We start from the raw sequence: 22,413 nt of genomic DNA, 5'->3' as shown, positions 1-22,413 counted from the left end.
AAACAAATACTATCAACACTCCTGAAAACATATTATCTTTTTTAAAGCAGAATTTGGATTGGCTGAATCACTGACGGGTCTCCACCCTGTCGGGTAGTTTTTACTTCATGTTTTCATTTGTAATCTGTCTTTCATCTAAAAAAAGATACTCTTATGTCAGCCATTACACCTATTGCAACAACCGATTATTTCATTCAATTAGAAGCACAATATGGAGCCCATAACTATCATCCCCTGCCGGTAGTATTAAGTAAAGGACAGGGCGTACATGTATGGGATGTTGAGGGCAAAAGATATTTTGATTTCTTAAGTGGCTATTCTGCCGTAAATCAGGGACATTGTCATCCGGCAATCATAGCAGCTTTTACGGAACAAGCCCAACAGCTTACCCTTACCAGCAGAGCATTCTACAATGATAAATTAGGACTATTTGAAGAATATATCACCCAACTAATGGGCTATGATAAAGTACTGCCCATGAATACCGGGGTAGAAGCAGTAGAAACCGCTATCAAACTTTGCCGGAAATGGGCATACGAAGTAAAAGGCATCGGAAAAAATGCGGCAAAGATTGTAGTATGTAATGACAATTTTCATGGTCGTACTACTACTGTGGTATCATTTAGCTCTGATATTTCTTCTCGAAAGAACTTCGGGCCTTATACACCAGGCTTTATTAATATTCCCTATAACGATGTGGAGTCCTTGCAAAAAGTATTGGAAACCGAAGAAAACATTGTAGGGTTTCTGGTTGAGCCTATTCAAGGAGAAGCCGGTGTGATTGTACCCGACGAAGGCTATCTGCACTCCTGCAAGAAGCTTTGTGAAAAACACGGGGTACTGTTTATTGCCGACGAAATTCAGACGGGACTTTGCAGAACCGGAAAAATGCTGGCCTGTGACCACGAAGCCGTAAAACCCGATATTTTAATTCTTGGTAAAGCACTGAGTGGTGGTACCATGCCCATTAGCGCGGTGCTGGCCAATGATGCAATCATGCTGACAATCAAGCCCGGCGAACATGGATCGACTTATGGAGGAAACCCTCTAGCCGCAGTAACAGCCATCGCGGCTTTAAAAGTACTACAAGAAGAAAACATGGCAGAGAATGCCGAAATGCTGGGGGCCTATTTTAGGGAGGAGTTGCGTAAAACACCTTCTGCACTATTAAAAGAAGTGCGCGGCAAAGGTTTACTAAATGCTATCGAAATCAATAGTGGCATAGAGGATGATACTGCTTGGAATCTTTGCATGGCTTTAAAAGAAAATGGCTTATTGGCCAAACCCACTCATGGTAATAAGATAAGATTAGCCCCACCGCTCTGTATTACCAGCGAAGAGATAAAAGAATGTATTTTTATCATTCAAAAAACATTAAAGGAAATTGAGTAACCATAAACCACTCCATAATCGCATACCCGTATTTATAGTGGGTGCGATAGAAGGGATTATCGTCATATTGGCCATCTTTTGCTTTATGCAGGCGCAGGGCACCCACCTGCAACACCTATATTTATATACAACAATAGCCATCGTATTTATCGCCGCACTTTTGTACGGCGGGGCCTACTATACCCGAAAAGAAGAACTGGATGCCAGCGATACAGAAAGCAAAACCTTAAAAATATATAAGGCACTGGATATTGACGACCGACTGAAAGACGCCATGATAGCCGATACCATAGAAGAAAAGAAAAATTGGGAATTATCTTGGCAACATGAGGATAATGTTACCAGCAGCCTTACCCCCCAAGGTTATGCTTCATCCATGCTCTTGGGGTTCATCACCGGCAGCTTATTTATTTTACTCAATAATTATTTCATGCAGATGCCCGACTACAAGGCATTATTGCTCCCCCTCCTAGTATTAGGATTTTTGGGTTACACGAAATACAAATATTCCAACAAGAATCCGCTAACCGGTATGCTACTGATCGCATTATCGGGTATAGCCGCAGCAGTAGGAGCTTATTACGCCGGAGGATTTTTTATATAAATATCTAGCTGAAATTTTAATGAGTAAGGGGCTTCATCGGAGGTTCTTTAGGAAAAAAGGCTGTAATCATGATTACTACTGAAGCACCCAAAATAAGGTATAAGCCAGTAAGCTTTATAGGACAAATGCCTCCATCACAGGACGGAATAATGGCAAAATTTCTTATTGCCCAAGCTAGGTTACAAGCCGCAAATAAAAGATTGATACGCTTTGCCCAAATTTTGGGAATAAAAGTACAAAGCAATACCAATACCGACCATATAAAATGCCCATAAGCGGGCTTACCGTAACGGGTACCCTCAGTATCCACTCCGGTAATGGTAAGTAGGGTCGGCTCCTCCACCCGCATCCAAGGAATGAAACAAGCCACTATTACTACCACAATAGCTAAAACTGTAATGATTTGCGACCGACTCATAGCCTGCAAAATAACGTTGTTCCACACAATAAAAAAAGCGCTCTTTAGAGAGCGCCTTATTACATTATTTATTATTAGTGCTTAGAAATAGAACACACCACTCACGCCTAATACGCGATGTTGGTTATTTTTATTCGCATTATTTTCGTTGCTTCCACCAGGAGCGGTATTGGTCAAACCAATTCCATACTGAGCATGTACACCAAAACGGCCGAAATCTACACCGCCGATAATGTTGGCACCAAAGTCAAATCTCTTAAACTGACCGGAACCTACAGTACCGTTTCTGTCATCACCATCTAACGGATTGTCATTACCCCATTTAATACTTTCTGAGGAAGTAGTAGTGGTTCCGTCGGTTTTAATAGTGGTCTTCAGTTTACCGGCAATTCCCAAAGCTGCGTAAGGACCTGCTCCAATATAAGCTTTTACCTTTTCATTAAAAGGCAGCATCACAGCAAAGTTTACAGGCAACTCCAGATAAAGCGGATTTACTTTATAGGTACTCTTTACGCCATCTACCAACGAAGTTGAAGATTCGGTACCTTTTGACTGCAGATCCAAACCGGTTCTGATTTCAAATGTGGATCCCAATGGAATAACGCCCACCACACCGACATTAAAACTATTAAGTCTTTTACTATCATCCAGATTTCCCTCACGGCCGTTAGTAATGTTGGAATTATTCCATCCGGCCTTAATTCCAAATTTCGGTCTTGCAAAATCCTGAGCTTGAACAGCACCAGCTCCTAACAATAACGCTAATGCACCAATAATAAATTTGTTTTTCATAGCTGTTGTTTTCTTTAAAATTTTCATACAATGAATTTTGTTTCGCCCTATTAGTGTTAAATACTATGCCAAAATAGGGTTACGCTAGGGGTATATGTTAACTTTTAATTATTAAAAACTGATAATCAATTTTTTACAATTAAAATATTTTAACAAAATTTCTTTACACTGTCCCTATTCCGCCTCATGGGAGACACTCCTGAAGAGGATTAGGGATGAAATTTCTTACACAGCTAAGAATTATGTAATCGGCGAGGATTTTGCATCATATTTATAAAGGTCAGGTATGCACTACAAGTGAAGTGAGTGACACAAGAGCGATGATAGTAGTACTGTAGCGGACTACCTAATAAAATATCTTTCGGTATTTGTCACAGGTAATACATATAACAGCTTTACGGCAGGCCGATGATGAAACGCTCCTGAAGGAGTTCACCCAAACCGGCAATCAGCATTATTTGAGCGAACTGTATCTACGATATAGTGAGATGCTCTATGGGGTATGCTTGAAATATCTGGAAAATGCGGAGGACGCTAGAGATGCTGTAATGCATATTTATCAGGAGTTGTTGAATAAAGTCCCCCGACACGAAATTCGGCAATTCAGAAGCTGGGTATATACTCTTACCAAGAATTATTGCCTGATGCAATTACGTAGCGCTAGAAAGCATATTACCATAAATCTGGAACAGCACCCTATGCAATCGGAGGATTTTTCGCATCTGGATAGCGTGATTGAAAAAGAGGCAGCCTTCAAAAGGCTGGAAAAATGCATTGAAAAACTACCCACAGACCAGAAAAACAGCATCAAGCTGTTTTATTACGATAACAAATGCTATAACGAAATCGCGGAAGCTACGGGAATGGATTGGAATAAAGTGCGGAGTTTGATCCAGAATGGAAGGCGTAATCTTAAAATCTGTATGGAAAAAAATGCAGGAAAATAATCGTACATATACTTTTTACGGACCGGAAGAAATACAGCGATATCTAAAAGGGGATATGAGCGCTCAGGAAATGCACGACCTGGAAAAAGCGGCATTGAAAGACCCTTTACTTGCCGATGCTATTGATGGCTTCAGTAAGGCAGACTGGGAACTGAGCCGACTCCATTTCAATCAAATAAAGGCGGAGATTACAGGTGCCTCTACCGGCCATCACCTGGTAGTTCCATTGCAAAAAAATGCTTCAAAATGGTGGCGTGGGGCTGCAGCTGCCTGTATTTTGGGGGTAATAGGTATCGGTATTTGGTGGCAAACTCAAGATGTGTCATCGGAATCCACTCCATTGGCAGACCTACCGGCTTTATCAACAACCCACGAGCCCACACCTACAACACCGAAATCTGTACAGAAAGATGTAGTAGACACCAAAAACCCCCATCCTCCAAAGGAAAAAAAGACAATAGAGAAAATAGATAATCAAGAGCAGAAAAGAAGGATTGCTAGCATCTATACATCCGAAACGAAATCACCAGCGCATTCTGGCAAAACCGCCACATCCGCTCCGCAAGTGCCTATCGAACTATCGGAATCCATGACTAGCCCGGTCGCTTCCTTACACTTACAGCAGGAAGCTCAGCTTTTTTCCAGCCGCAATGTAGACAGTAGTATTATTATCGCTATGTCCCTGCAGGAGTCGACAGCCGCCATCTCCTCCCAAATTCCCACTACAGTTCAAAATCAACTTATGGCCCCGGTAAAAAGCAAAGAGAGGGTCTCATCATCAGAACCGGTAGTGGTGGTAGTGCCGTCCCAAGACCCGAAAATAGGAACAATAGGAGATTTCCGAAAATTCAAATCCACAAGAGAATTAAAATCAAAAGAACTGGTGTACCCAGAAGAAGGTTGGGCTCATTTTTATCAAGAGCTGGGCAATACTCTTCATATCGATTCTACGAGAACCACTACCAAAACCATTCAAATACGGTTTAGGGTAGACGATAATGGCGACCCGGTAGATTTTGAAATCGTAGAGAGCCCGGATGCAATTCAAGCTCGAAAAGTTATCGAGCAAATTAAAAAACACAAATGGAAAAACTCAACAATCGATAAAAATGCCGTGGTACGCATTTATGTAAACTAAATTTTTCTATCCATAAAATCACGTCATTTTGACATAGTAAGCTCCCATCCTGTTTGGGAGCTTTTTTATTTGTAGTCTAATGGCTTGTGGAGTAGTATGCGATCCTGCGAGAAAAATGCTTCCTCAAAATATGAAACCATCCTTATACGAAATTTTATTATCTTCAGAAATTACCTTAACTTTAATTGTAGATAGCCGGTATTTTGAAAAATTTTTGACACTCGCTAATTGCAAAAACAGTGTATATAGTATACCAAAATTTGCTTAGACCACTAAGAAAAATAGTCATAATAAATAATGTAATCTATATAAAAAGCAATAGTTTATATAACTAAATATAATTACATAATAATCAGCTACTTAATAAGTATATTTTAAGTATTCTACAAAATATCAAAATTCACCCAAATAATTCTTTCTGGCAAATAATACAACATTAATTTACAAATTAGTTAAACACCATTAAACAATTATAAATCATTAAATTAAATACATAAAATAAAACTAAATAAATTAGCATCCTAAATTCTTACAGTATTAACTCCTAATACTAAATATTTTAGATAAAAATTATAGCAAAGTAAACATTCTCACTATAACCAGATGGTGACCACCCTTCATGCATTAAAAAAATTTCCATTATAAGTTACGAAAATTACCTTAACATATTCCTCACCCATCTCCTGCTCTCTTCGGGCAATAAAAAAACGTCGTAAACATCCTTTAAGAATGCTTACGACGTTGTGTGTGAAATGAGATTTAGCCTTAATTCATATCGAGACTACTCCCCTCCCCTTCTTTTAAATGCCTGTCCAATTGGCAGGATCCTCTCTCCATTTTAAGAGTAATTCAGATTGTTCGGGTTTAATAATACCTCTTTCCAGCGCCAGCTCCAATAGTACCGGATAGCTCGTCAAAGCCTGGTATCTAATATTTCTAGCTTCAAAAGCCTCCTTCGCTACTGTAAAATCATAGGTAAAAATAGATACCATGCCCACAATTTCCAGTCCGGCAGCAACAAGGGCATCTACAGCCTGGAGGCTACTCTTACCGGTACTCACCAAGTCTTCCACCACCACCACTTTTTGTCCGGGTTCGTATCTACCCTCAATTTGATTACCTAAGCCATGATCTTTGGGTTTAGGTCTTACGTATAAAAAAGGCAACTTAATTTGATCGGCAGCCATAGCTCCCCATGCGATTCCGGCCGTAGCCACCCCGGCTAAGGCCTCCGCTTCTCCAAACTGCTCAAACAATACATTACACAGCTCGCTTTTTACAAAATCGCGGATATAAGGATAAGACAATACACTGCGATTATCACAATAAATGGGGCTCTTCCAGCCGCTGGCCCAAGTAAATGGATTTTCGGGGCTCAGCCTCACCGCATTCGCCTCCAGTAATTTTTCTGCAACTACTTTTGCATCATTCATGGCTTGTATTTACTTTTAAGCTGCGAAAATAGAAATAAAGCCACGAAATGCACGAAGATTTCCAAATCTCATGTATCTTATCCGCGTAAAACCATCATCGGGTGCATCTTACCCATTTATCCATTTCTAAAGCAGATCAACCATGTATATTATTATTTATATCCATAATAAACCCGTTTACCTCTGCGATCGGCTTGATTCCAAACTGGAGCAACTGCATCATCGGCCCGATACCATATTCATAGATGAACTAGGTACACATAGTATCAAAGCCATGCTCCGGGAAATAGCCCTTCCTGAAATCCACTGCGGTATTTTTTTGCATCCCGACTTGGAAGCGCTAAAAAAAGCGTTCTTTAAAAAATTTGAAAAGCATGTGGCCGCGGGAGGCCTGGTGCTTAACGATCGGAAAGAGATTTTGATGATTTTCCGCCGCGGCTTCTGGGATTTACCCAAAGGTCATATTGATGAAGGCGAAACATTAGAAGCCTGTGCCATTAGGGAGGTGCAGGAAGAAACCGGCATACAAGCGCTCGAGATTATTAAGCCGCTCACTATTACCTATCATACTTATGAACAAGGAACCCATCATATTCTGAAGGAATCGCACTGGTACCTGATGTCCACCCCCGCCGATTCCCAACTAATTCCCCAGACCGAAGAAGACATTGAACAGATTGAATGGGTAGCTTCGGAAAAGCTGGAAGCTTATATTGCCAAAGCTTATCCCTCCATAAGAAATGTAATACAGGGATATATTGAGAATCATACCTCCCAGCCTTAAATCAAAGCCTGTTCAAAAGAAAGTTTTAGTACTTTGATAATACCAAAGTAACAATAACATTTTGCTATTTTTGCCCACCATGTCCAAAGCAAACAAACCTTCAGAGACTCCATTAATGCAGCAGCACCGGGCTATTAAACAGAAATACCCTGATGCTGTCTTGCTGTTTCGGGTAGGAGATTTCTATGAAACTTTCGGACAAGACGCCATTATTGCCTCCCAGGTATTAGGTATTACCCTTACCAAAAGAAATAATGGCGCGGCTGCCTCTCTTGACCTAGCGGGCTTTCCGCATCATGCTTTAGACACTTATCTACATAAGCTGGTAAAAGCCGGCTATAGAGTAGCGATTTGTGACCAGCTGGAAGACCCCAAACAAGCCAAAGGGATTGTAAAGCGTGGCGTAACCGAGATGGTCACTCCCGGGACCGCCATCAACGATAAACTACTCGAGCATAAAAGCAATAACTTTCTGGCAGGTGTACATTTTGCCGGCGATAATTTGTTTGGGCTCTGCTTTCTAGATTTATCCACCGGTGAATTTCTAATTGCCGAAGGGGACAGAGAGTATGCAGATAAATTACTACAAAGCTTTGCCCCCTCGGAGGTAATTTTTGAGCGCCATAAACAAAAAGCCTTTCGGGAACTCTTCGATGCCAGAATGTATACTTATACGCTGGACGAATGGATATTTGATACCGCCTATGCAGAAGAAACGCTTTTGAAACATTTTCAAACGCATTCCCTTAAAGGCTTTGGAATAGAGGAATATAAACAGGGTATTACGGCAGCGGGTGCTGTGATCCATTATCTAAAGGATACAGAGCATCCCAATCTGCAACACATTACCTCTATACAATGCATTCACCGGAATAATTTTCTATGGATGGATCGCTTTACCATCCGTAATCTGGAGCTTACCTATGGCAATGCGGAGGGGAACCATACATTACTAAGTGTACTGGACAATACCGTGTCGCCCATGGGAGCCCGTCTTTTAAAACGCTGGTTACTCTTTCCACTTATCGATATCAATCAAATCAATGAAAGACTGCAACTGGTAGAAACTTTTATTAAAGAAACGGATCTCAGAAACGACCTCTCCCACGCCATTAAACAGTGTGGAGATATTGAAAGACTGATATCGAAAATACCTACCAAAAAAATCAACCCACGTGAGGTATTGCAGCTGGCTAAAGGATTAAAACAGGTGCAGCAGATTAAGGAATGGTGTACGAAGCACAATAATCCGTATCTGCAACGCATCGGTGATGCTTTGAATCCTTGCCCCCTGATTGCGGAAAAAATATTTACAGAAATTATAGATAATCCGCCAGCTACCATTGCCAAAGGAGGGGTAATTAATAATGGAGTTAACCCCGAGCTGGATGAGCTGCGCGATATTTCCCAAAGCGGCAAGGCTTATTTGGCCAAACTGCAAGCTATTGAAGCTGAAAAAACGGGCATTACTTCGCTTAAAATTGGGTTCAACAATGTCTTCGGTTATTATCTAGAAGTTACCAATAGCCATAAAAGCCGTGTTCCCGAAAACTGGATACGCAAACAAACCTTGGCAAATGCCGAACGCTACATTACGCCCGAACTAAAAGAGTACGAAGAAAAAATCACCGGGGCCGAAGAAAAAATTCTGCAAATCGAAGCACAGCTCTACGATCAATTGCTCAGTGAGCTGATGGATTATCTACAGCCTGTACAGACTAATGGGAACTTACTGGCAATACTGGATTGTCTCTGCTGTTTTGCTCATAATGCCATCCATTATCAATACAAAAAACCTGAGCTGCATGAAGGTGACGATTGGGTAGTGAAAGAGGCACGCCACCCGGTGATTGAGCGCAATCTGCCTCCGGGAGAAAGCTATATTCATAACGATATTGAACTGAATAAAACCGATCAGCAGATTATCATTCTTACCGGTCCTAATATGAGCGGTAAATCAGCATTGCTGCGGCAGGTGGCGCTGATTACTTTAATGGCTCATATGGGAAGTTTTGTGCCGGCAACCGAAGCGAAAATTTCGCTTACCGATAAAATATTTACACGTGTAGGAGCATCGGATAATCTAAGCGGTGGAGAAAGTACATTCATGGTAGAGATGAATGAGACTGCTGCTATTATTAATAATATTACACCGCGGAGTTTGGTATTGTTGGATGAAATAGGACGAGGCACTTCTACTTACGATGGAATTTCTATTGCCTGGAGCATTATCGAATACCTGCATCAATCGCCACACCAGCCTAAAACCCTATTTGCAACACACTACCACGAATTAAACGAACTGGAAGAAAAATTCCCGCGCATTAAGAATTATCATATCACAAATAAGGAAGCGGGCAATAAAATCATCTTCCTGCGCAAGCTGGCACGTGGGGGCAGTACCCATAGCTTCGGTATTCATGTGGCCAAAATGGCGGGGATGCCTCCTTCGCTTATTCAACGAGCAAATGAAATATTAGCCCATTTAGAATCGCAACATGTGGATGATAACACAAATGCGGATCAACCAGTCCGAAGAGCCGATAAAGATCTTTCGGAAAAAATAAAAAATATCAATACCGCCCAGTACCAGCTGTCGATATTTGACGCACATAGTCAAACTTTTGAAGAAATACGACAACTGCTTGCCAACATTGATATTAATAGGCTTACCCCTGTTGAAGCCCTTCTGAAACTGCAGGAAATAAAAAATATGGTCAAATAAAGATTTCGTTTCTTTGCTTTGAAATGAGAATTACTAAATCAATAAGGTTACTGTTTTGTGCCATTGGCCTATATGGCACTTCATTAGCTCAGGATATCGAAGATGCGAACAAACTGAAGACCGATTTCACTGATAAAGGTCTTCAATTTACGAAAGGAGATAATTTCCTACTCAATTTTCGGTTTCGCACCCAATTAAGAGCCGGCTATTACAGTCGTACCGATGATGTCGATGAACATGGTTTCGAAGGAATGGTGCGCCGGTTTCGCTTGCGCTTTGAAGGGCATTTATTATCTCCCAAACTCGAATACAAGTTACAACTTAGTTTTTCCAAACGAGACATGGATCTTGATAGCGGCGATCCGCAAATTGTTAGAGATGCAGTGTTTTATTATAACCCCAATAAATACTGGTCGCTAGGTTTAGGGCAAACCAAACTACCCGGTAATAGAGAGCGTGTTAATTCTTCCGGTGAATTACAAATGCCAGATCGTTCTATTGCAAATAGCAAGTTTACTCTTGACCGGGATTTTGGTATTTTTATTAATCGTCAAATCGCCATACAAAAACAGGTAATCCAATTACAGACTGCTATTTCTACCGGAGACGGCCGTGGACAGGTCAGTGTTGACAAAGGTCTTGCCTATACCGGCCGAATAGAATATTTACCTTTTGGTGAGTTTAAAAACAAGGGCCACTATTTTGAGGGTGATTTAGAGTTTGAAGAAACGCCCAAGCTTTCTTTGGGGCTTACTTACTCTAAGAATTTCAGAGCCAACCGTACAGGTGGTCAATTAGGAAAACATATGTATAGTACATATGATGAAGAAGAAGCGTTATATGCCAATATTCGTACTATTATTGCTGACGCAATGTTTAAATATAATGGTTGGGCATTTATGGGAGAGTATTTCGATCGTAAAGTAGATGATTTCTCAGTAAAAGATTTCTCAGACCGCCCTGATGACTTGGTCACCTTTTTAAAAATGCCCGCCGGTAAAGCCATTAATGTTCAGGGGTCAAAGATGGTTTCAAAAAAAGATGAAATCGTGATCAGATACACCCAAATAAAACCCCATAAAGAAGTGGCCTTGTATCAGTATAGGATGGCGACAAAAGCAATAGGTTATTCGCACTACTTTAACAAGCACAAAATAAAATTGCAGGGTTATCTAGGATTAGATGACAGAATGGGCGATTCGGACGAACTTGACGATCCCTTTAAGAATCGTGTGAATGGGATGATACAACTGGAAATCGGAATATAATACCCCAGATATTTATGGGTATGTGCCCAACATTTACTTTTCAATATTGTTCATTTGCGTATGAAACTGGATATATTAGCCATTGGAGTGCATCCAGACGATGTGGAGCTAGGTTGTGCAGGCACCATCATTAAAGAGATAAGAAACGGTAAAAAGGTTGGAATTATTGACCTTACGCAAGGGGAGTTGGGAACACGAGGCTCAGCAGCCACCCGTCATGCTGAAGCTACTGCTGCTGCTCAAATTATGGGAGTAGCGGTACGCGAAAACCTGAAAATGCGCGACGGCTTCTTTAAGAATGATGAAGAACATCAGCTACAACTTATCCGGGCTATTCGAAAATATCAGCCAGATATTATCCTGGGAAACGTTCGAAAAGACCGACATCCGGATCATGGTCGCGCCGGCGATCTCATCAATGATGCCTGCTTTTTATCAGGTCTTTTGAAAATCGAAACCATGGACGAAAATGGCAAGCCTCAGCAAAAATGGCGTCCTCGTTATTTTTTGCAATATATCCAAGACTGGTTCTATGAGCCTGACATATTGATTGATATAAGTGATGTAATTGATAAAAAAATGAAGGCCATAGAAGCGTATACTACACAATTTCATACACCTACCAGTGAAGATGGTCCTGTAACTTATATTTCTACTCCCGAATTCAAGGAAAGTTTGCTCGCGCGCATGCGCATGCTAGGAAGACGTATCGGTGTGAAATACGCCGAAGGCTTTATCAGTGATAAACATATCGGCATACATAGTTTAGACAACTTAATACTGCAAGAAACATAATTTAGGAGGACTTTTGCATATTTTTATTGTAGGAGCAGTAATAATCTGTTACCTTTGTGCCTCACACAATATAAAATAGTAGAAAATATCACATTGAATGTCTGTTCCTAAGTTTGCCTCTCCTTCTCCCCCTTCGTTTCATACAGTACTTAAGTCACGAATCAACGATTACTTTAAAACGCAAGGTTTGCGGAGCACAGGAAATATAAGGCTCTATTCCAAAGCATTCTTTTTAGTTACCGGTTTTATTGCATTATATATACATCTTGTATTCTTTACACCGCCGGCAGCATGGGCCATCTTTGAATGTCTCCTGTTGAGTCTTTTTACTTCGGCTATCGGATTTAATATTATGCATGATGGTGCGCATGGAAGCTTCAGTAGTAAACAATGGGTCAATAATCTGGCTGCATCATCTCTTAATTTTCTAGGTGCAAATACCTTCATGTGGAAGATGAAGCATAATGTCATTCACCATGCTTATACCAATATCGACGGCATTGATGATGATCTAGATGCCAAGCCATTTTTAAGACTTTGCGAAACCCAGAAGCATTACAAAGTGCACAAGTTTCAACATCTGTACTTCTGGTTTATCTATTCCTTACTTTATCTATTTTGGATTTTCTACTCCGATTATCAGAAATATTTTACACGGCGAATAGGTGATATTCCTCTTAAGAAGATGTCCACCAAAGACCACTTTATCTTCTGGGGTTTTAAAATATTACACCTTGTTTTGTTTGTAGTACTTCCCATCATTTTTGTGGGTGTAGGCCCCTGGGCTATAGGATTTACTGTATATGCCCTATTTGCTGGCTTTGTGTTAAGCATCGTATTTCAACTAGCCCACACTGTAGAACATACACACTTTCCACAGCCCAATAGCCATACAAATAAAATAGAAGACGAATGGGCTATTCACCAGTTAAAAACCACAGCCAACTTTGCTACCAATAATAGACTGGCATGTTGGTTTATGGGCGGACTGAATTTTCAAGTAGAACATCATTTATTCCCTAAAATATCACATATACATTACCCCAAAATCAACAAGATCATTAAGAGTACTTGCCAGGAGTTTAACGTCACTTATATCGAATATAAAAGGGTAATTGATGCAGTGGCTTCGCACATTGCGCATCTGAAGCAGCTCAGCGATCCATCCTACACGCATTAGCTGTAATACGACTTAAAGCATAGAACGCATCAACCGATATTTCACCTCGGGGAAACGAATTACTGCTGTAACCCACAGCAATGTTTGAGTCAGCACAGGAATAACAATAGGTTGCTGATGTTGCAGGTGTGTGGCGATAGCTCCACCCAAATAAGCAGCCAGCATCAAGGTACCTAACACCCCTGTTCTCGGAATAATGAACAATATTAATGATACCATCTCTACGATACCTATCAATAAATATGTTTTTGCATTGATACCGAAATATTCGGCTTGTGCGATTGCCGTCTCGTTCTGAGAAAGCTTTAGATAAGCACTCATAATAAAAAGAAAGCTTAAAAGGAAGGTTAAGATCCATCCGGCGATTTTGGCGAATTTTGTTTGCATAACTTTTAATTTTTATAGCAAATCTCAGAATAGATGCTATACATTTGTTATCTGTTACAAAAAGGATAGTAGTTACAAAAAGAATAGCACATGGTTACTCACACTCCCGAAAGCTGTGCCAAAGCCCGACTGGCGATTAGAGATACATTAGATGTGGTTGGAGGTAAATGGAAATTGGTTTTACTTGCTGTACTACGTAGTGGTAAAAAAAGATTTAATCAATTATCACGCGAAGCCGGCATTTCTCCTCGCATATTATCGAAAGAATTACAAGAACTAGAACTCAATGGTTTGGTAAAGCGTGAAGTATGTCAAACCAAACCTATTACGGTATTATACGAGCTTACACCTTATAGTAAAACATTAGACGAAGTAATGAATGCGATGGAAAAATGGGGCACGCAGCATCGTAGGAAGATTATTTTAGGGGAATAACAATAAAATCTTTATAATGCCTTTTATCCCAAAGCCCCGTTTAGTCCCACTTCTATTTCAGATATAGCGCATCCACCACCTATGGCATACTCTTACCGGGAAGTAATGCTCCTATTTATACATTAAATTCCATCTCTACTTTAATAAGAGCTCCATTAGAAAATTCCTTATTCTAATGTTCCAATAATAAAATAAAAAAATATAGACAGACTTGTCTGTACATTGAAAATTCCATACCTTTGTTTTCATATCCATCTCGACATGACTAGTCCAAGAGAACGCATTCTGGAAACTGCATCGTACCTGTTTCATCAACAGGGATATAACAGTACCGGCATCAATCAAATCATTAGTGAAGCCAATGTAGCCAAAGCAAGCTTTTACCAGCACTTCAAATCGAAAGACGATTTATGTGTGGCATACTTGAATGCGAGACATGAATATTGGTTTTCTGAACTGATGGCCTACGTATCAACCTCTAAAAGCCATAAAAAAAGAATACTCAGCGCATTCGATTTTATTATATATATGAACGCAAAGGAGCATTTCAGAGGATGCAGTTTTTTAAACATTCTGTCTGAAATATCCAAAGAGCAAGAGGCTATACTTTCTGTAATACAAGCTCATAAAACCGATCTCAGAAAGTTTTTTGAAAAAGAACTCGACGATAAGCTACAGGCTGCTCATATTTACTTGCTATTTGAAAGTTCAATTATAGAAAGCCAACTTTTTAAATCCAATGAGCTGGTCGAAAAAGCGAAAAGAATTGTGCACACTTTAATTTAATATTATGGAACAAAGACCCCCTCTGCCTCCATTTACCGTGGAGACCGCTAAACAAAAAATACAAATGGCAGAAGACGCCTGGAATACTAAAAATCCTCAAAAAGTATCAATGGCTTATACCATTGATAGCGAATGGCGCAATCGCAACCTTTTTCTCAAAGGACGGGATGAAATTGTACAATTTCTAACTGAAAAATGGGAAAATGAGCTGGACTATAAACTTAAGAAAGAATATTGGGCTCATACCGATAATAGGATTGCGGTAAGGTTCGAATATGAATACAGAAACAAAGATGGGAAATGGTTCAGGGCTTATGGTAATGAAAACTGGGAATTTGATGAAAATGGTCTCATGAAAAAACGTTATGCAAGCATCAATGATCTCGAAATAAAAGAAACAGACAGATACTTGTAAGCGTAAATTTTTGAGCAAAACGAAATGCTTGTGTTTAAAAATACTAGGCATTTCGTTTTTTTATGCGATTATTACATGTAGTTTTTGGGAGATTGCTGAGAGAACTACACAGATAATAATAAATGCAATAGAATATACATTAAAAAAGCGCAGCTTTTTCGCTGCGCTTTGTGATCCCGCTGGGGCTCGAACCCAGGACCCCAACATTAAAAGTGTTGTGCTCTACCAACTGAGCTACGGAATCTCCAATGGTTGTTTTGTATCACCATTCCCGTTTTGGGAGTGCAAAAATAGGAGTATGAATTTAATACTCCAAACTTTTTTTCATCAATTTGGTAATTTTTTTATCATAAACCCATTTTTCTGCAGATGCTTTATAATAATATCTAACTTGTTGTAGAACTTGTCCTTTCTGCGTGGATCGGTTCCCAAGTGAATAAGTAATAAACTACCCCCTAATATTTTCTCGTCCAACTTAAAAAGATGCTGTAAAAGATCTCCACTACTCCTGTAATTTTTTAAACCAGGCCAGGTATAATCGGCATTGGTGCCCGTGCCCGGAGTAAAATTAAGAACTGTTAATCCCAACTCCTTGCACCATTCTACTATCTGCTTGTTATACCACTCATATGGCGGTAAATACCATTTCCCGGATTCAATATTCAATTTGCGCAATTGTTCCAATGATTTTTCTAAATCTGTTTTAAAAGAGTCTTTACTTACTAGCAAAGAATCTCTCTTTGTCCAATCGGCATATAATAAATGCTTACCAGAATGCGAACCGATATAATGCCCCTGTCGATGCAATTGTTGCAGTAAAGCATAATGCTTCTTATTTCGTAAAAAATCTCCCGTAAAAAAGAAGTTCCCCTTAACCTTATTTCTGGCGAGCGTCTCTACTACATGCTTTCCTCCCTCTGCAAATTCGTGCGCAGAGAATAATAAATAAACATGCTTCTTATCACTATCTATTTTTATTACACCACCCTCCTTATCATATTCCAATCGAGATAAGGTATCACTTTGTAGCATGGACAAATAATAAGACAGACTAGCAGTACCATCCATTGTAGGTTCATTAGTAGAGTAATCGCCATAATCATCATGATACACCGCCACATCTGACTGAAAGGCTTCAAACTCATCCGGCGCATAGAGTTTAATGCCGATGAGTTTGTTCCAAATACTTCCATATACGGGACCATCCACCAGTCCTCCAGAAATTTTATAGTTATACAAATGTGTAAATGCCGAATGCGGATCTTTAGGCGCAATACCGTTTTCCGGCAAATCGCAAATCATACTGGTGCCCCAAGGATTACAGCCAAACAGCCAGTCGCGCAAGGCAGCTTCTTCTTCTTCAAAACTTTTATCACCCGTAATCTTTCGATACAAACTCATCTGCGTTAGCATACCTACCACCAGATTGTTGGAGCACCAAATAAATGGTACTCCTATCAAGAAGGGATTATTCTTACCCCGATTTACCACACGTTGTATCCCTTCACGCATGTAACGGATATAAGTATCCCGATTATGATGATCCAACTTTGCACCGAAGTAATGCCCCAGATTGACAAAAGGATACCATTGGTAATGATTGGCACTATCGGCTCCCATCCACGGCGTTACAGGTTCCATATGGGCAAATTGTATGGCATCTTTCAAATAAACACTATCTCCGGTAAGCTTAAATAATGTGATTGCAGCCAACTCCATATCATCCGCATAATTATCCTCTGCATAGATGTAAGGCGATACGACAGATATGGTTTGTGTATTGCCGGGATGCTGTTTGCCAAACTCATAGGCATCGATAGCTTTTTGTACGAGGCTTTCAGCAAACTGCGGATAATAAGGTTTCATCACCTGTGCACCAATGGCAAAAGCTGTAGCAAATTTTCCAGCTGAGGATGCAGCCCCCACAGTTTTATTCTTGTACTTTTCGCCCTGGGGTTTCCCCGTAATGAAATAGACTGGGCGGGCAAATCCCTTATTGGGAGCATATACCACAGAGTCCAGTGTGGGCAGGCGCATGCCCTGATGGTCGCGGTCGTCCGCAATCTGATTATAATACTCCCCTTTCCCCGGATTCATTTTTACCAGCCAGTCCAGTCCCCATTTGGCTTCATCAATCACATCAGGAATATTATTGCTGCCCTCATTACCCCAAGCATCGTATTTATCCTGAAAACTCTCCGGATGCTGCATGAAAGCAAACATCATCTGAAATGTAGCATTGGCCGAGGTAGGCAAATATTGCAAATAGTCCGACGCGTCGTGCCAACCACCGGCTACATCAATATATGTGGAGTCTTTGTTTTTATCAGGATGATAAACGATGAACCCATCTTTTGTATGACAACTATCCTTTAGAAACGGATTATACTTGCTCCTCTGCTGACGCATATACTTCAACACAAAATCAGCCGTTCCCTCGTACACACGATTATCTATCTTAAATTCCGGAGATTTTATGGAGCCAGCTTTGATGTAATAAATTCCCTTTCGGGAGAAAGGAGAAAAATTCAATCGCCAAGTATGTGCAAAAGGACCGTATTTACCAAAATACTTTACAGCTTTTGCCTCATATACCACTTTGTGGGTAGCGGCATCCACTACTTCAAATCGAGTGCACTCTATAGGCTCTTTACTGCCCATTACCGCCACTTTTACATCTGCCTCTCTGTACCCTAGCTGATTTATCCGTATCCAGGCCTGCTGTGCATATATGCGTTCCCACAAAAACATCATCGATAAGGTTATCAGTACCTGACAAAGGACATGCTTTTGAATCATAATCTAAATTTTTACATCAATTTACGAAAATCATAAGGCTCAATGGTATTGATTTTTGAGGTTTTATAATTAGGTTTGTCTCTATAATCAACACCTTGGGCAGATGAACCATTACTATAAAGATAAAGTTGTTGTGGTTACCGGCGGAACCGATGGCATCGGTCGTGCGCTAGTGAGCAAATTATTACATTTAGGTGCCAAAGTAGCCACCTGCGGACGTAAGCATGATAAACTCTATGAGTTACAAGCACAACACCCCTCATTACCATTACATACACTGGTTGCTGATGTAAGCAATGAAGCCGATTGTAAAAGGTTCATAGAATCGACCTTACAAGCTTTTGGGAAAATCGATATCCTTATCAACAACGCGGGCATCAGCATGAGGGCTTTATTTAAAGACCTAGAAGTGTCGGTGATTAAAAAAGTAATGGATATCAATTTTTATGGAGCAGTACATTGTACCAAATTCGCGCTGCCTGCTCTAATCAGTTCCAAAGGTACTATTGTAGGCGTATCGTCTATAGCAGGCTACCGTGGACTTCCGGGCCGCACAGGCTATTCTGCTAGCAAATTTGCCCTACAGGGCTTTCTGGAATGTCTCAGAACCGAACTGATGGACGACGAAGTGCATGTAATGTGGGTTTGCCCCGGATTTACTTCATCCAAAATCAGGGATCACGCACTTAACGATAAAGGTGAGCAACAAAAAGAAAATCCCATGGACGAAAATAAAATGATGAGCGCTGAGGAATGTGCAGATCATCTGCTCAAAGCTATCATGAAGAAAAAGCGCACGCTAGTACTAACAATGACCGGTAAAGAAACCGTGCTGCTGAACAAATTCTTCCCCAAACTGGCAGATAAGCTGGTACATAAATTTTACTTCAAGAATAAAGAACTGGTGAAATAAGTCTGTATTCAGCGTAAATACATGCACGATTAAGCAAAAAAAGATAAATTGCACCCAAAATTAAAAGGTAGGCTGGTACTCACTCAATGAACTTTGTAACACTTACATCCGATATTGGGAACAACGATTATCTTATCGGGGCGATAAAGGCCCAGTTATTGCAAGCCAATCCTGACCTTTTACTGATAGACATTTCGCATAACATTGCACCGTTCAACTATCCGCAGGCGTCTTATGTATGCCGTGGAGCCTTTAAAAATTTTCCGGAGTACACGTATCATATTATACTGATTAATCTCTTCGACAAGAAACCGCAGAACCTGTTGCTGGCTTTTCATAAAAATCAATACATCTTCTGTGCCGACAACGGACTGCTCAATATGATTCTAGAAGAACGGCCAGATATCGTAATGGGTATTCCTCTGGAAAAAACGGCTACTAAAAATACATTGTATTGCACCGAAGTAATAGCCAACACCATACGCCGTTTATCCAACGGAGAACCTATACAAAAAATTGGCATTCCGGATGTAAGCTTTATTGAAAAGAATCCGCTAATGCCTATTCAAACCAATAACTACATAGAAGGGCAAATTATCTTTATTGATAATTTTGAAAATGTGGTGGTCAACATCACCAAAAAACAATTTGAAGAACAAAGACAGGGACGTGCTTTTAAGATTGTGTTCTTACGAGATGAGGTAATCAATAAGATCAGTGAGTCTTACGCCGACGTACCCGAAGGTGAAAAATTAGCGCTTTTCAACAGCGCCGATTATCTAGAAATAGCCATCAATAAGGGAAATGCCGCAGGGTTATTCGGTTTAAAAGGCTATTCCGAAAAAGCCCACAATTCTGCAGTAATCATGCAGCATCAATTACTGTATCAAACAGTAAAAGTATACTTCGAATAATTTTTGCGAAACGTAGCTCTATGTTAGAAAGCTGCAGGCTTCAATCTCAAACCTGTCGTTTCTTCAAGGCCAAACAATAGATTCATATTATGCACAGCCTGACCGCTGGCGCCTTTTAAAAGATTATCCAGTGCAGAGTGCACCACAAGTTTATTCCCAGCTTTTTCTAGGTGAATTATAGCTTTATTTGTATTTACTACCTGCTTTAAAAATATAGGTGTGCGGCTAATCTGTGTAAAAGGATGGCTTTCATAAAAACTTTCATACAAAGGGAATAACTCCTCCAACGAAAGATCGGTGGTAATCGTAGAGCTCACAAAAATACCCCGTGTAAAATCGCCACGCCAAGGAACAAAGCTTAAATCAAAATCGGTATTAGGTTGCAGTTGACTCAGCGATTCTCCTATTTCTCCCAGATGCTGATGAGTAAGCGTTTTATATGCCTGAATATTATTAGCCCGCCAGCTAAAATGTGAGGTAGCTGAAAGTGCTTGACCGGCACCTGTGCTGCCGGTAATACCTGTGGTATAGATATCCTTCAATAAGCCTTCTTTAGCCAGAGGCAACAATCCTAATTGAATGGTTGTGGCAAAACAACCCGGATTGGCGATATTGGATGCCTTAGTAATTTCTTCTTTGTTCAGCTCGGGCAACCCGTAAATGAAAGTGCGGTTCAGTGTCGCTTGTACCCGATCTTTCTTCAAACGAAAATCATTGGCTAGGTCGATAATCTTTATGTGCGGGGCCACATCGTTTTCATGCAAAAACTTAGTGGACTCACCGTGTCCTAAACATAGAAACAAACAATCAATGTCCTGCGAAAGCTGATTTGTAAACTTTAAATCGGTATCTCCTATTAAATCTTTATGCACTTCATGAATGTACTTATCGGCATTACTACGACTATGGATAAATTTAATATCCACTTCGGGGTGATTGATAAGCAGTCTTATCAATTCGCCTCCAGTATATCCAGCGCCACCAATTATTCCGACGTTAATCATGATGTATTTTGTTTTAGAGGAGATTTATAAAATACGCATCACATCCAACTTACTCAACCTATTAGAACCTTTGTCCGTTCTTTTGATAGGCCTTTTCTTTTACCTGATGATAGATTCCGGTCTGGTTTCCGAAGATACGCGTAAATCCTTTCACATCATCCGCAGTATAACCGGCATTCATTTCTCCATAGCTACCAAATTCGCTATTCATTAAATCGTAATCGCTCTCAATACCGATTATTTCATAACGATAAGGATGCAATTGGATAAACACCTTACCGGTTACGTTACGTTGAGAACTCTCAAGGAAAGCTTCCATATCGCGCATTACGGGATCTAATATCTGTCCTTCATGTAACCACATGCCATAGAACTGGGCAATCTGGTCTTTCCATTGTAATTGCCATTTGGTAAGCACATGCTTTTCCAATGCATGGTGACCTTTGATAATAAGAATGGGAGCTGCCGCCTCAAAGCCTACACGCCCCTTAATACCGATAATTGTATCACCCACATGAATATCGCGTCCCACTCCATAAGGACCGGCAATGGACTGCAGATATTGGATAGCTTCAGTAGGATGATCGAAGGCCTCATCGTTTACCTTCACCAGCTCTCCTTTCTCAAACGTTAACACTACTTCCTCAGAACCTGTTTTAGTAACCTGAGTAGGCCATGCTTCTTCAGGAAGCAGTCCTTTTGAACTCAGAGTTTCCTTTCCTCCCACACTGGTGCCCCACAAGCCTTTATTAATTGAGTATACGGCTTTCTCAAAATTCATTTCTACACCCTTGCTCTTTAGGTATTCGATTTCAGCTTCACGGCTTAATTTCAAATCACGAATAGGAGTAATAATTTCTGTACCCGGTGCAATAATATTTAAAATCATATCGAAGCGCACCTGATCGTTACCGGCACCGGTGCTTCCATGCGCCACAGCATCGGCCTGTATTTCCTTTGCATATTCAGCAATATGGATAGCCTGACTCAAACGCTCAGCCGAAACACTTAACGGATAAGTATTATTCTTTAATACATTGCCGTAAATCAGATAACGAATGATTGAATTATAATAGTTCTTTACAGCATTTACGGTTTTATGTGATTTCACACCTAGATTCTTTGCATGCTGCTCAATCTTCTCCAACTCCTCATCACTAAAACCACCTGTATTTACAATAATGCTGTATACTTCATACCCCTGCTCCTCAGTCAAATACTTCACACAAAAAGATGTGTCTAAGCCTCCGCTAAAGCCTAATACTACTTTTTTACTCATCCTAT

The 22,413-nt window shown here is 40.3% G+C and carries 21 protein-coding genes and 1 tRNA gene; 14 read left to right on the top strand and 8 right to left on the bottom strand.

The features are described from left to right. The first annotated feature begins 153 nt into the window (after positions 1-153). Both rocD and PIECOFPK_RS07155 read left to right on the top strand, forming a co-directional pair. Positions 154-1,392: an ornithine--oxo-acid transaminase gene (gene rocD / locus PIECOFPK_RS07160; RefSeq protein ID WP_330974371.1), complete on the top strand. Its 1,239-nt coding sequence runs from the start codon at positions 154-156 to the stop codon at positions 1,390-1,392. Continuing rightward, positions 1,385-1,996 (top strand): VIT1/CCC1 transporter family protein, encoded by a 612-nt coding sequence (locus tag PIECOFPK_RS07155; RefSeq protein WP_330974372.1) that lies wholly within the window; start codon positions 1,385-1,387, stop codon positions 1,994-1,996. Before rocD ends, PIECOFPK_RS07155 begins: the two co-directional genes overlap by 8 nt. 16 nt (positions 1,997-2,012) lie before the next feature. On the opposite strand, the gene PIECOFPK_RS07150 is transcribed toward PIECOFPK_RS07155, so the two are convergent. Both PIECOFPK_RS07150 and PIECOFPK_RS07145 read right to left on the bottom strand, forming a co-directional pair. Further along, positions 2,013-2,414, bottom strand: a complete 402-nt coding sequence (locus PIECOFPK_RS07150) for a hypothetical protein (protein ID WP_330974373.1) — start codon at positions 2,412-2,414, stop codon at positions 2,013-2,015. Between the two features lie 81 nt (positions 2,415-2,495). Next, entirely contained in the window at positions 2,496-3,233 is a 738-nt protein-coding gene (locus PIECOFPK_RS07145) for a porin family protein (protein ID WP_409965456.1), read from the bottom strand. 341 nt (positions 3,234-3,574) lie between these two features. Between PIECOFPK_RS07145 and PIECOFPK_RS07140 the strand changes: the two genes are divergently transcribed. Next, positions 3,575-4,153 (top strand): RNA polymerase sigma factor, encoded by a 579-nt coding sequence (locus PIECOFPK_RS07140; RefSeq protein ID WP_409965455.1) that lies wholly within the window; start codon positions 3,575-3,577, stop codon positions 4,151-4,153. Beyond that, positions 4,140-5,291: a hypothetical protein gene (locus PIECOFPK_RS07135; RefSeq protein WP_409965454.1), complete on the top strand. Its 1,152-nt coding sequence runs from the start codon at positions 4,140-4,142 to the stop codon at positions 5,289-5,291. The genes PIECOFPK_RS07140 and PIECOFPK_RS07135 overlap by 14 nt, the downstream gene beginning before the upstream one ends. An 800-nt stretch (positions 5,292-6,091) precedes the next feature. Here PIECOFPK_RS07135 and pyrE read toward each other — a convergent pair. Next, a complete protein-coding gene (gene pyrE, locus PIECOFPK_RS07130; RefSeq protein WP_330974378.1) occupies positions 6,092-6,724 on the bottom strand; it encodes an orotate phosphoribosyltransferase in 633 nt (210 codons plus the stop codon). Between the two features lie 142 nt (positions 6,725-6,866). Between pyrE and PIECOFPK_RS07125 the strand changes: the two genes are divergently transcribed. The 5 genes from PIECOFPK_RS07125 (at position 6,867) to PIECOFPK_RS07105 (ending at position 13,476) form a co-directional block, all read left to right on the top strand. After that, entirely contained in the window at positions 6,867-7,508 is a 642-nt protein-coding gene (locus tag PIECOFPK_RS07125; protein ID WP_409965453.1) for an NUDIX hydrolase, read from the top strand. Between the two features lie 79 nt (positions 7,509-7,587). Next, entirely contained in the window at positions 7,588-10,233 is a 2,646-nt protein-coding gene (mutS, locus tag PIECOFPK_RS07120; protein ID WP_330974380.1) for a DNA mismatch repair protein MutS, read from the top strand. Between the two features lie 23 nt (positions 10,234-10,256). Next, the gene (locus PIECOFPK_RS07115; RefSeq protein WP_409965452.1) at positions 10,257-11,501 is read left to right on the top strand and encodes a porin; all 1,245 of its coding nucleotides are present in this window, start codon (positions 10,257-10,259) and stop codon (positions 11,499-11,501) included. A gap of 60 nt (positions 11,502-11,561) precedes the next feature. Next, positions 11,562-12,296, top strand: coding sequence for a bacillithiol biosynthesis deacetylase BshB1 (gene bshB1 / locus PIECOFPK_RS07110; protein ID WP_409965451.1), 735 nt, complete (start codon positions 11,562-11,564; stop codon positions 12,294-12,296). Positions 12,297-12,393: 97 nt separating this feature from the next. Next, positions 12,394-13,476 (top strand): fatty acid desaturase family protein, encoded by a 1,083-nt coding sequence (locus tag PIECOFPK_RS07105; RefSeq protein ID WP_330974383.1) that lies wholly within the window; start codon positions 12,394-12,396, stop codon positions 13,474-13,476. 12 nt (positions 13,477-13,488) lie between these two features. Here the strand turns inward: PIECOFPK_RS07105 and PIECOFPK_RS07100 are convergent, their stop codons facing one another. Next, the gene (locus PIECOFPK_RS07100; RefSeq protein WP_330974384.1) at positions 13,489-13,863 is read right to left on the bottom strand and encodes a DoxX family protein; all 375 of its coding nucleotides are present in this window, start codon (positions 13,861-13,863) and stop codon (positions 13,489-13,491) included. Positions 13,864-13,953: 90 nt separating this feature from the next. Here PIECOFPK_RS07100 and PIECOFPK_RS07095 point away from each other — a divergent pair, with 90 nt between their 5' ends. The 3 genes from PIECOFPK_RS07095 to PIECOFPK_RS07085 all read left to right on the top strand — a co-directional run bounded on the left by PIECOFPK_RS07095 (position 13,954) and on the right by PIECOFPK_RS07085 (position 15,499). Further along, on the top strand, positions 13,954-14,298 hold the full coding sequence (locus PIECOFPK_RS07095) for a winged helix-turn-helix transcriptional regulator (protein ID WP_330974385.1): 345 nt from the start codon (positions 13,954-13,956) through the stop codon (positions 14,296-14,298). Between the two features lie 261 nt (positions 14,299-14,559). Next, positions 14,560-15,084, top strand: a complete 525-nt coding sequence (locus PIECOFPK_RS07090; protein WP_330974386.1) for a TetR/AcrR family transcriptional regulator — start codon at positions 14,560-14,562, stop codon at positions 15,082-15,084. Between the two features lie 4 nt (positions 15,085-15,088). Next, complete coding sequence (locus tag PIECOFPK_RS07085; RefSeq protein WP_330974387.1) at positions 15,089-15,499, top strand: nuclear transport factor 2 family protein; 411 nt, start codon at positions 15,089-15,091, stop codon at positions 15,497-15,499. 171 nt (positions 15,500-15,670) lie between these two features. Here the strand turns inward: PIECOFPK_RS07085 and PIECOFPK_RS07080 are convergent. Together PIECOFPK_RS07080 and PIECOFPK_RS07075 are read right to left on the bottom strand one after the other, a co-directional pair. Next, positions 15,671-15,743: transfer RNA gene (locus PIECOFPK_RS07080), tRNA-Lys, on the bottom strand. Between the two features lie 83 nt (positions 15,744-15,826). Then, the gene (locus tag PIECOFPK_RS07075) at positions 15,827-18,298 is read right to left on the bottom strand and encodes a glycoside hydrolase family 9 protein (RefSeq protein WP_409965450.1); all 2,472 of its coding nucleotides are present in this window, start codon (positions 18,296-18,298) and stop codon (positions 15,827-15,829) included. 103 nt (positions 18,299-18,401) lie between these two features. On the opposite strand from PIECOFPK_RS07075, the gene PIECOFPK_RS07070 reads away from it, so the two are divergent. Continuing rightward, on the top strand, positions 18,402-19,211 hold the full coding sequence (locus PIECOFPK_RS07070; RefSeq protein WP_330974389.1) for an SDR family oxidoreductase: 810 nt from the start codon (positions 18,402-18,404) through the stop codon (positions 19,209-19,211). Between the two features lie 86 nt (positions 19,212-19,297). Beyond that, positions 19,298-20,125, top strand: a complete 828-nt coding sequence (locus PIECOFPK_RS07065) for an S-adenosyl-l-methionine hydroxide adenosyltransferase family protein (RefSeq protein WP_330974390.1) — start codon at positions 19,298-19,300, stop codon at positions 20,123-20,125. 23 nt (positions 20,126-20,148) lie between these two features. On the opposite strand, the gene argC is transcribed toward PIECOFPK_RS07065, so the two are convergent. Together argC and argG are read right to left on the bottom strand one after the other, a co-directional pair. Next, positions 20,149-21,129 (bottom strand): N-acetyl-gamma-glutamyl-phosphate reductase, encoded by a 981-nt coding sequence (argC, locus tag PIECOFPK_RS07060; RefSeq protein WP_330974391.1) that lies wholly within the window; start codon positions 21,127-21,129, stop codon positions 20,149-20,151. Between the two features lie 61 nt (positions 21,130-21,190). Continuing rightward, positions 21,191-22,408, bottom strand: coding sequence for an argininosuccinate synthase (argG, locus tag PIECOFPK_RS07055; RefSeq protein ID WP_330974392.1), 1,218 nt, complete (start codon positions 22,406-22,408; stop codon positions 21,191-21,193). Positions 22,409-22,413: the final 5 nt, after the last annotated feature.

This window comes from Chitinophagaceae bacterium C216, assembly GCA_028485475.2.
GTDB classification, from domain to species: domain Bacteria; phylum Bacteroidota; class Bacteroidia; order Chitinophagales; family Chitinophagaceae; genus Niabella; species Niabella composti.
The sequence above is the reverse complement of the archived record's forward strand: the minus strand, read 5'-3'. Positions and strand labels throughout refer to the sequence as shown.

Excerpts from the sequence above, each read along its gene's own strand:
- PIECOFPK_RS07100 (WP_330974384.1), bottom strand. The coding sequence starts at position 13,863 with ATGCAAACAAAATTCGCCAAAATCGCCGGATGGATCTTAACCTTCCTT.
- bshB1 (WP_409965451.1), top strand. The coding sequence starts at position 11,562 with ATGAAACTGGATATATTAGCCATTGGAGTGCATCCAGACGATGTGGAG.
- PIECOFPK_RS07075 (WP_409965450.1), bottom strand. The coding sequence starts at position 18,298 with ATGATTCAAAAGCATGTCCTTTGTCAGGTACTGATAACCTTATCGATG.
- PIECOFPK_RS07105 (WP_330974383.1), top strand. The coding sequence starts at position 12,394 with ATGTCTGTTCCTAAGTTTGCCTCTCCTTCTCCCCCTTCGTTTCATACA.
- PIECOFPK_RS07095 (WP_330974385.1), top strand. The coding sequence starts at position 13,954 with ATGGTTACTCACACTCCCGAAAGCTGTGCCAAAGCCCGACTGGCGATT.
- PIECOFPK_RS07150 (WP_330974373.1), bottom strand. The coding sequence starts at position 2,414 with ATGAGTCGGTCGCAAATCATTACAGTTTTAGCTATTGTGGTAGTAATA.
- PIECOFPK_RS07085 (WP_330974387.1), top strand. The coding sequence starts at position 15,089 with ATGGAACAAAGACCCCCTCTGCCTCCATTTACCGTGGAGACCGCTAAA.
- argG (WP_330974392.1), bottom strand. The coding sequence starts at position 22,408 with ATGAGTAAAAAAGTAGTATTAGGCTTTAGCGGAGGCTTAGACACATCT.
- PIECOFPK_RS07115 (WP_409965452.1), top strand. The coding sequence starts at position 10,257 with ATGAGAATTACTAAATCAATAAGGTTACTGTTTTGTGCCATTGGCCTA.
- mutS (WP_330974380.1), top strand. The coding sequence starts at position 7,588 with ATGTCCAAAGCAAACAAACCTTCAGAGACTCCATTAATGCAGCAGCAC.
- argC (WP_330974391.1), bottom strand. The coding sequence starts at position 21,129 with ATGATTAACGTCGGAATAATTGGTGGCGCTGGATATACTGGAGGCGAA.
- PIECOFPK_RS07135 (WP_409965454.1), top strand. The coding sequence starts at position 4,140 with ATGCAGGAAAATAATCGTACATATACTTTTTACGGACCGGAAGAAATA.
- pyrE (WP_330974378.1), bottom strand. The coding sequence starts at position 6,724 with ATGAATGATGCAAAAGTAGTTGCAGAAAAATTACTGGAGGCGAATGCG.
- PIECOFPK_RS07090 (WP_330974386.1), top strand. The coding sequence starts at position 14,560 with ATGACTAGTCCAAGAGAACGCATTCTGGAAACTGCATCGTACCTGTTT.
- PIECOFPK_RS07065 (WP_330974390.1), top strand. The coding sequence starts at position 19,298 with ATGAACTTTGTAACACTTACATCCGATATTGGGAACAACGATTATCTT.
- PIECOFPK_RS07145 (WP_409965456.1), bottom strand. The coding sequence starts at position 3,233 with ATGAAAATTTTAAAGAAAACAACAGCTATGAAAAACAAATTTATTATT.
- PIECOFPK_RS07070 (WP_330974389.1), top strand. The coding sequence starts at position 18,402 with ATGAACCATTACTATAAAGATAAAGTTGTTGTGGTTACCGGCGGAACC.
- PIECOFPK_RS07125 (WP_409965453.1), top strand. The coding sequence starts at position 6,867 with ATGTATATTATTATTTATATCCATAATAAACCCGTTTACCTCTGCGAT.
- rocD (WP_330974371.1), top strand. The coding sequence starts at position 154 with ATGTCAGCCATTACACCTATTGCAACAACCGATTATTTCATTCAATTA.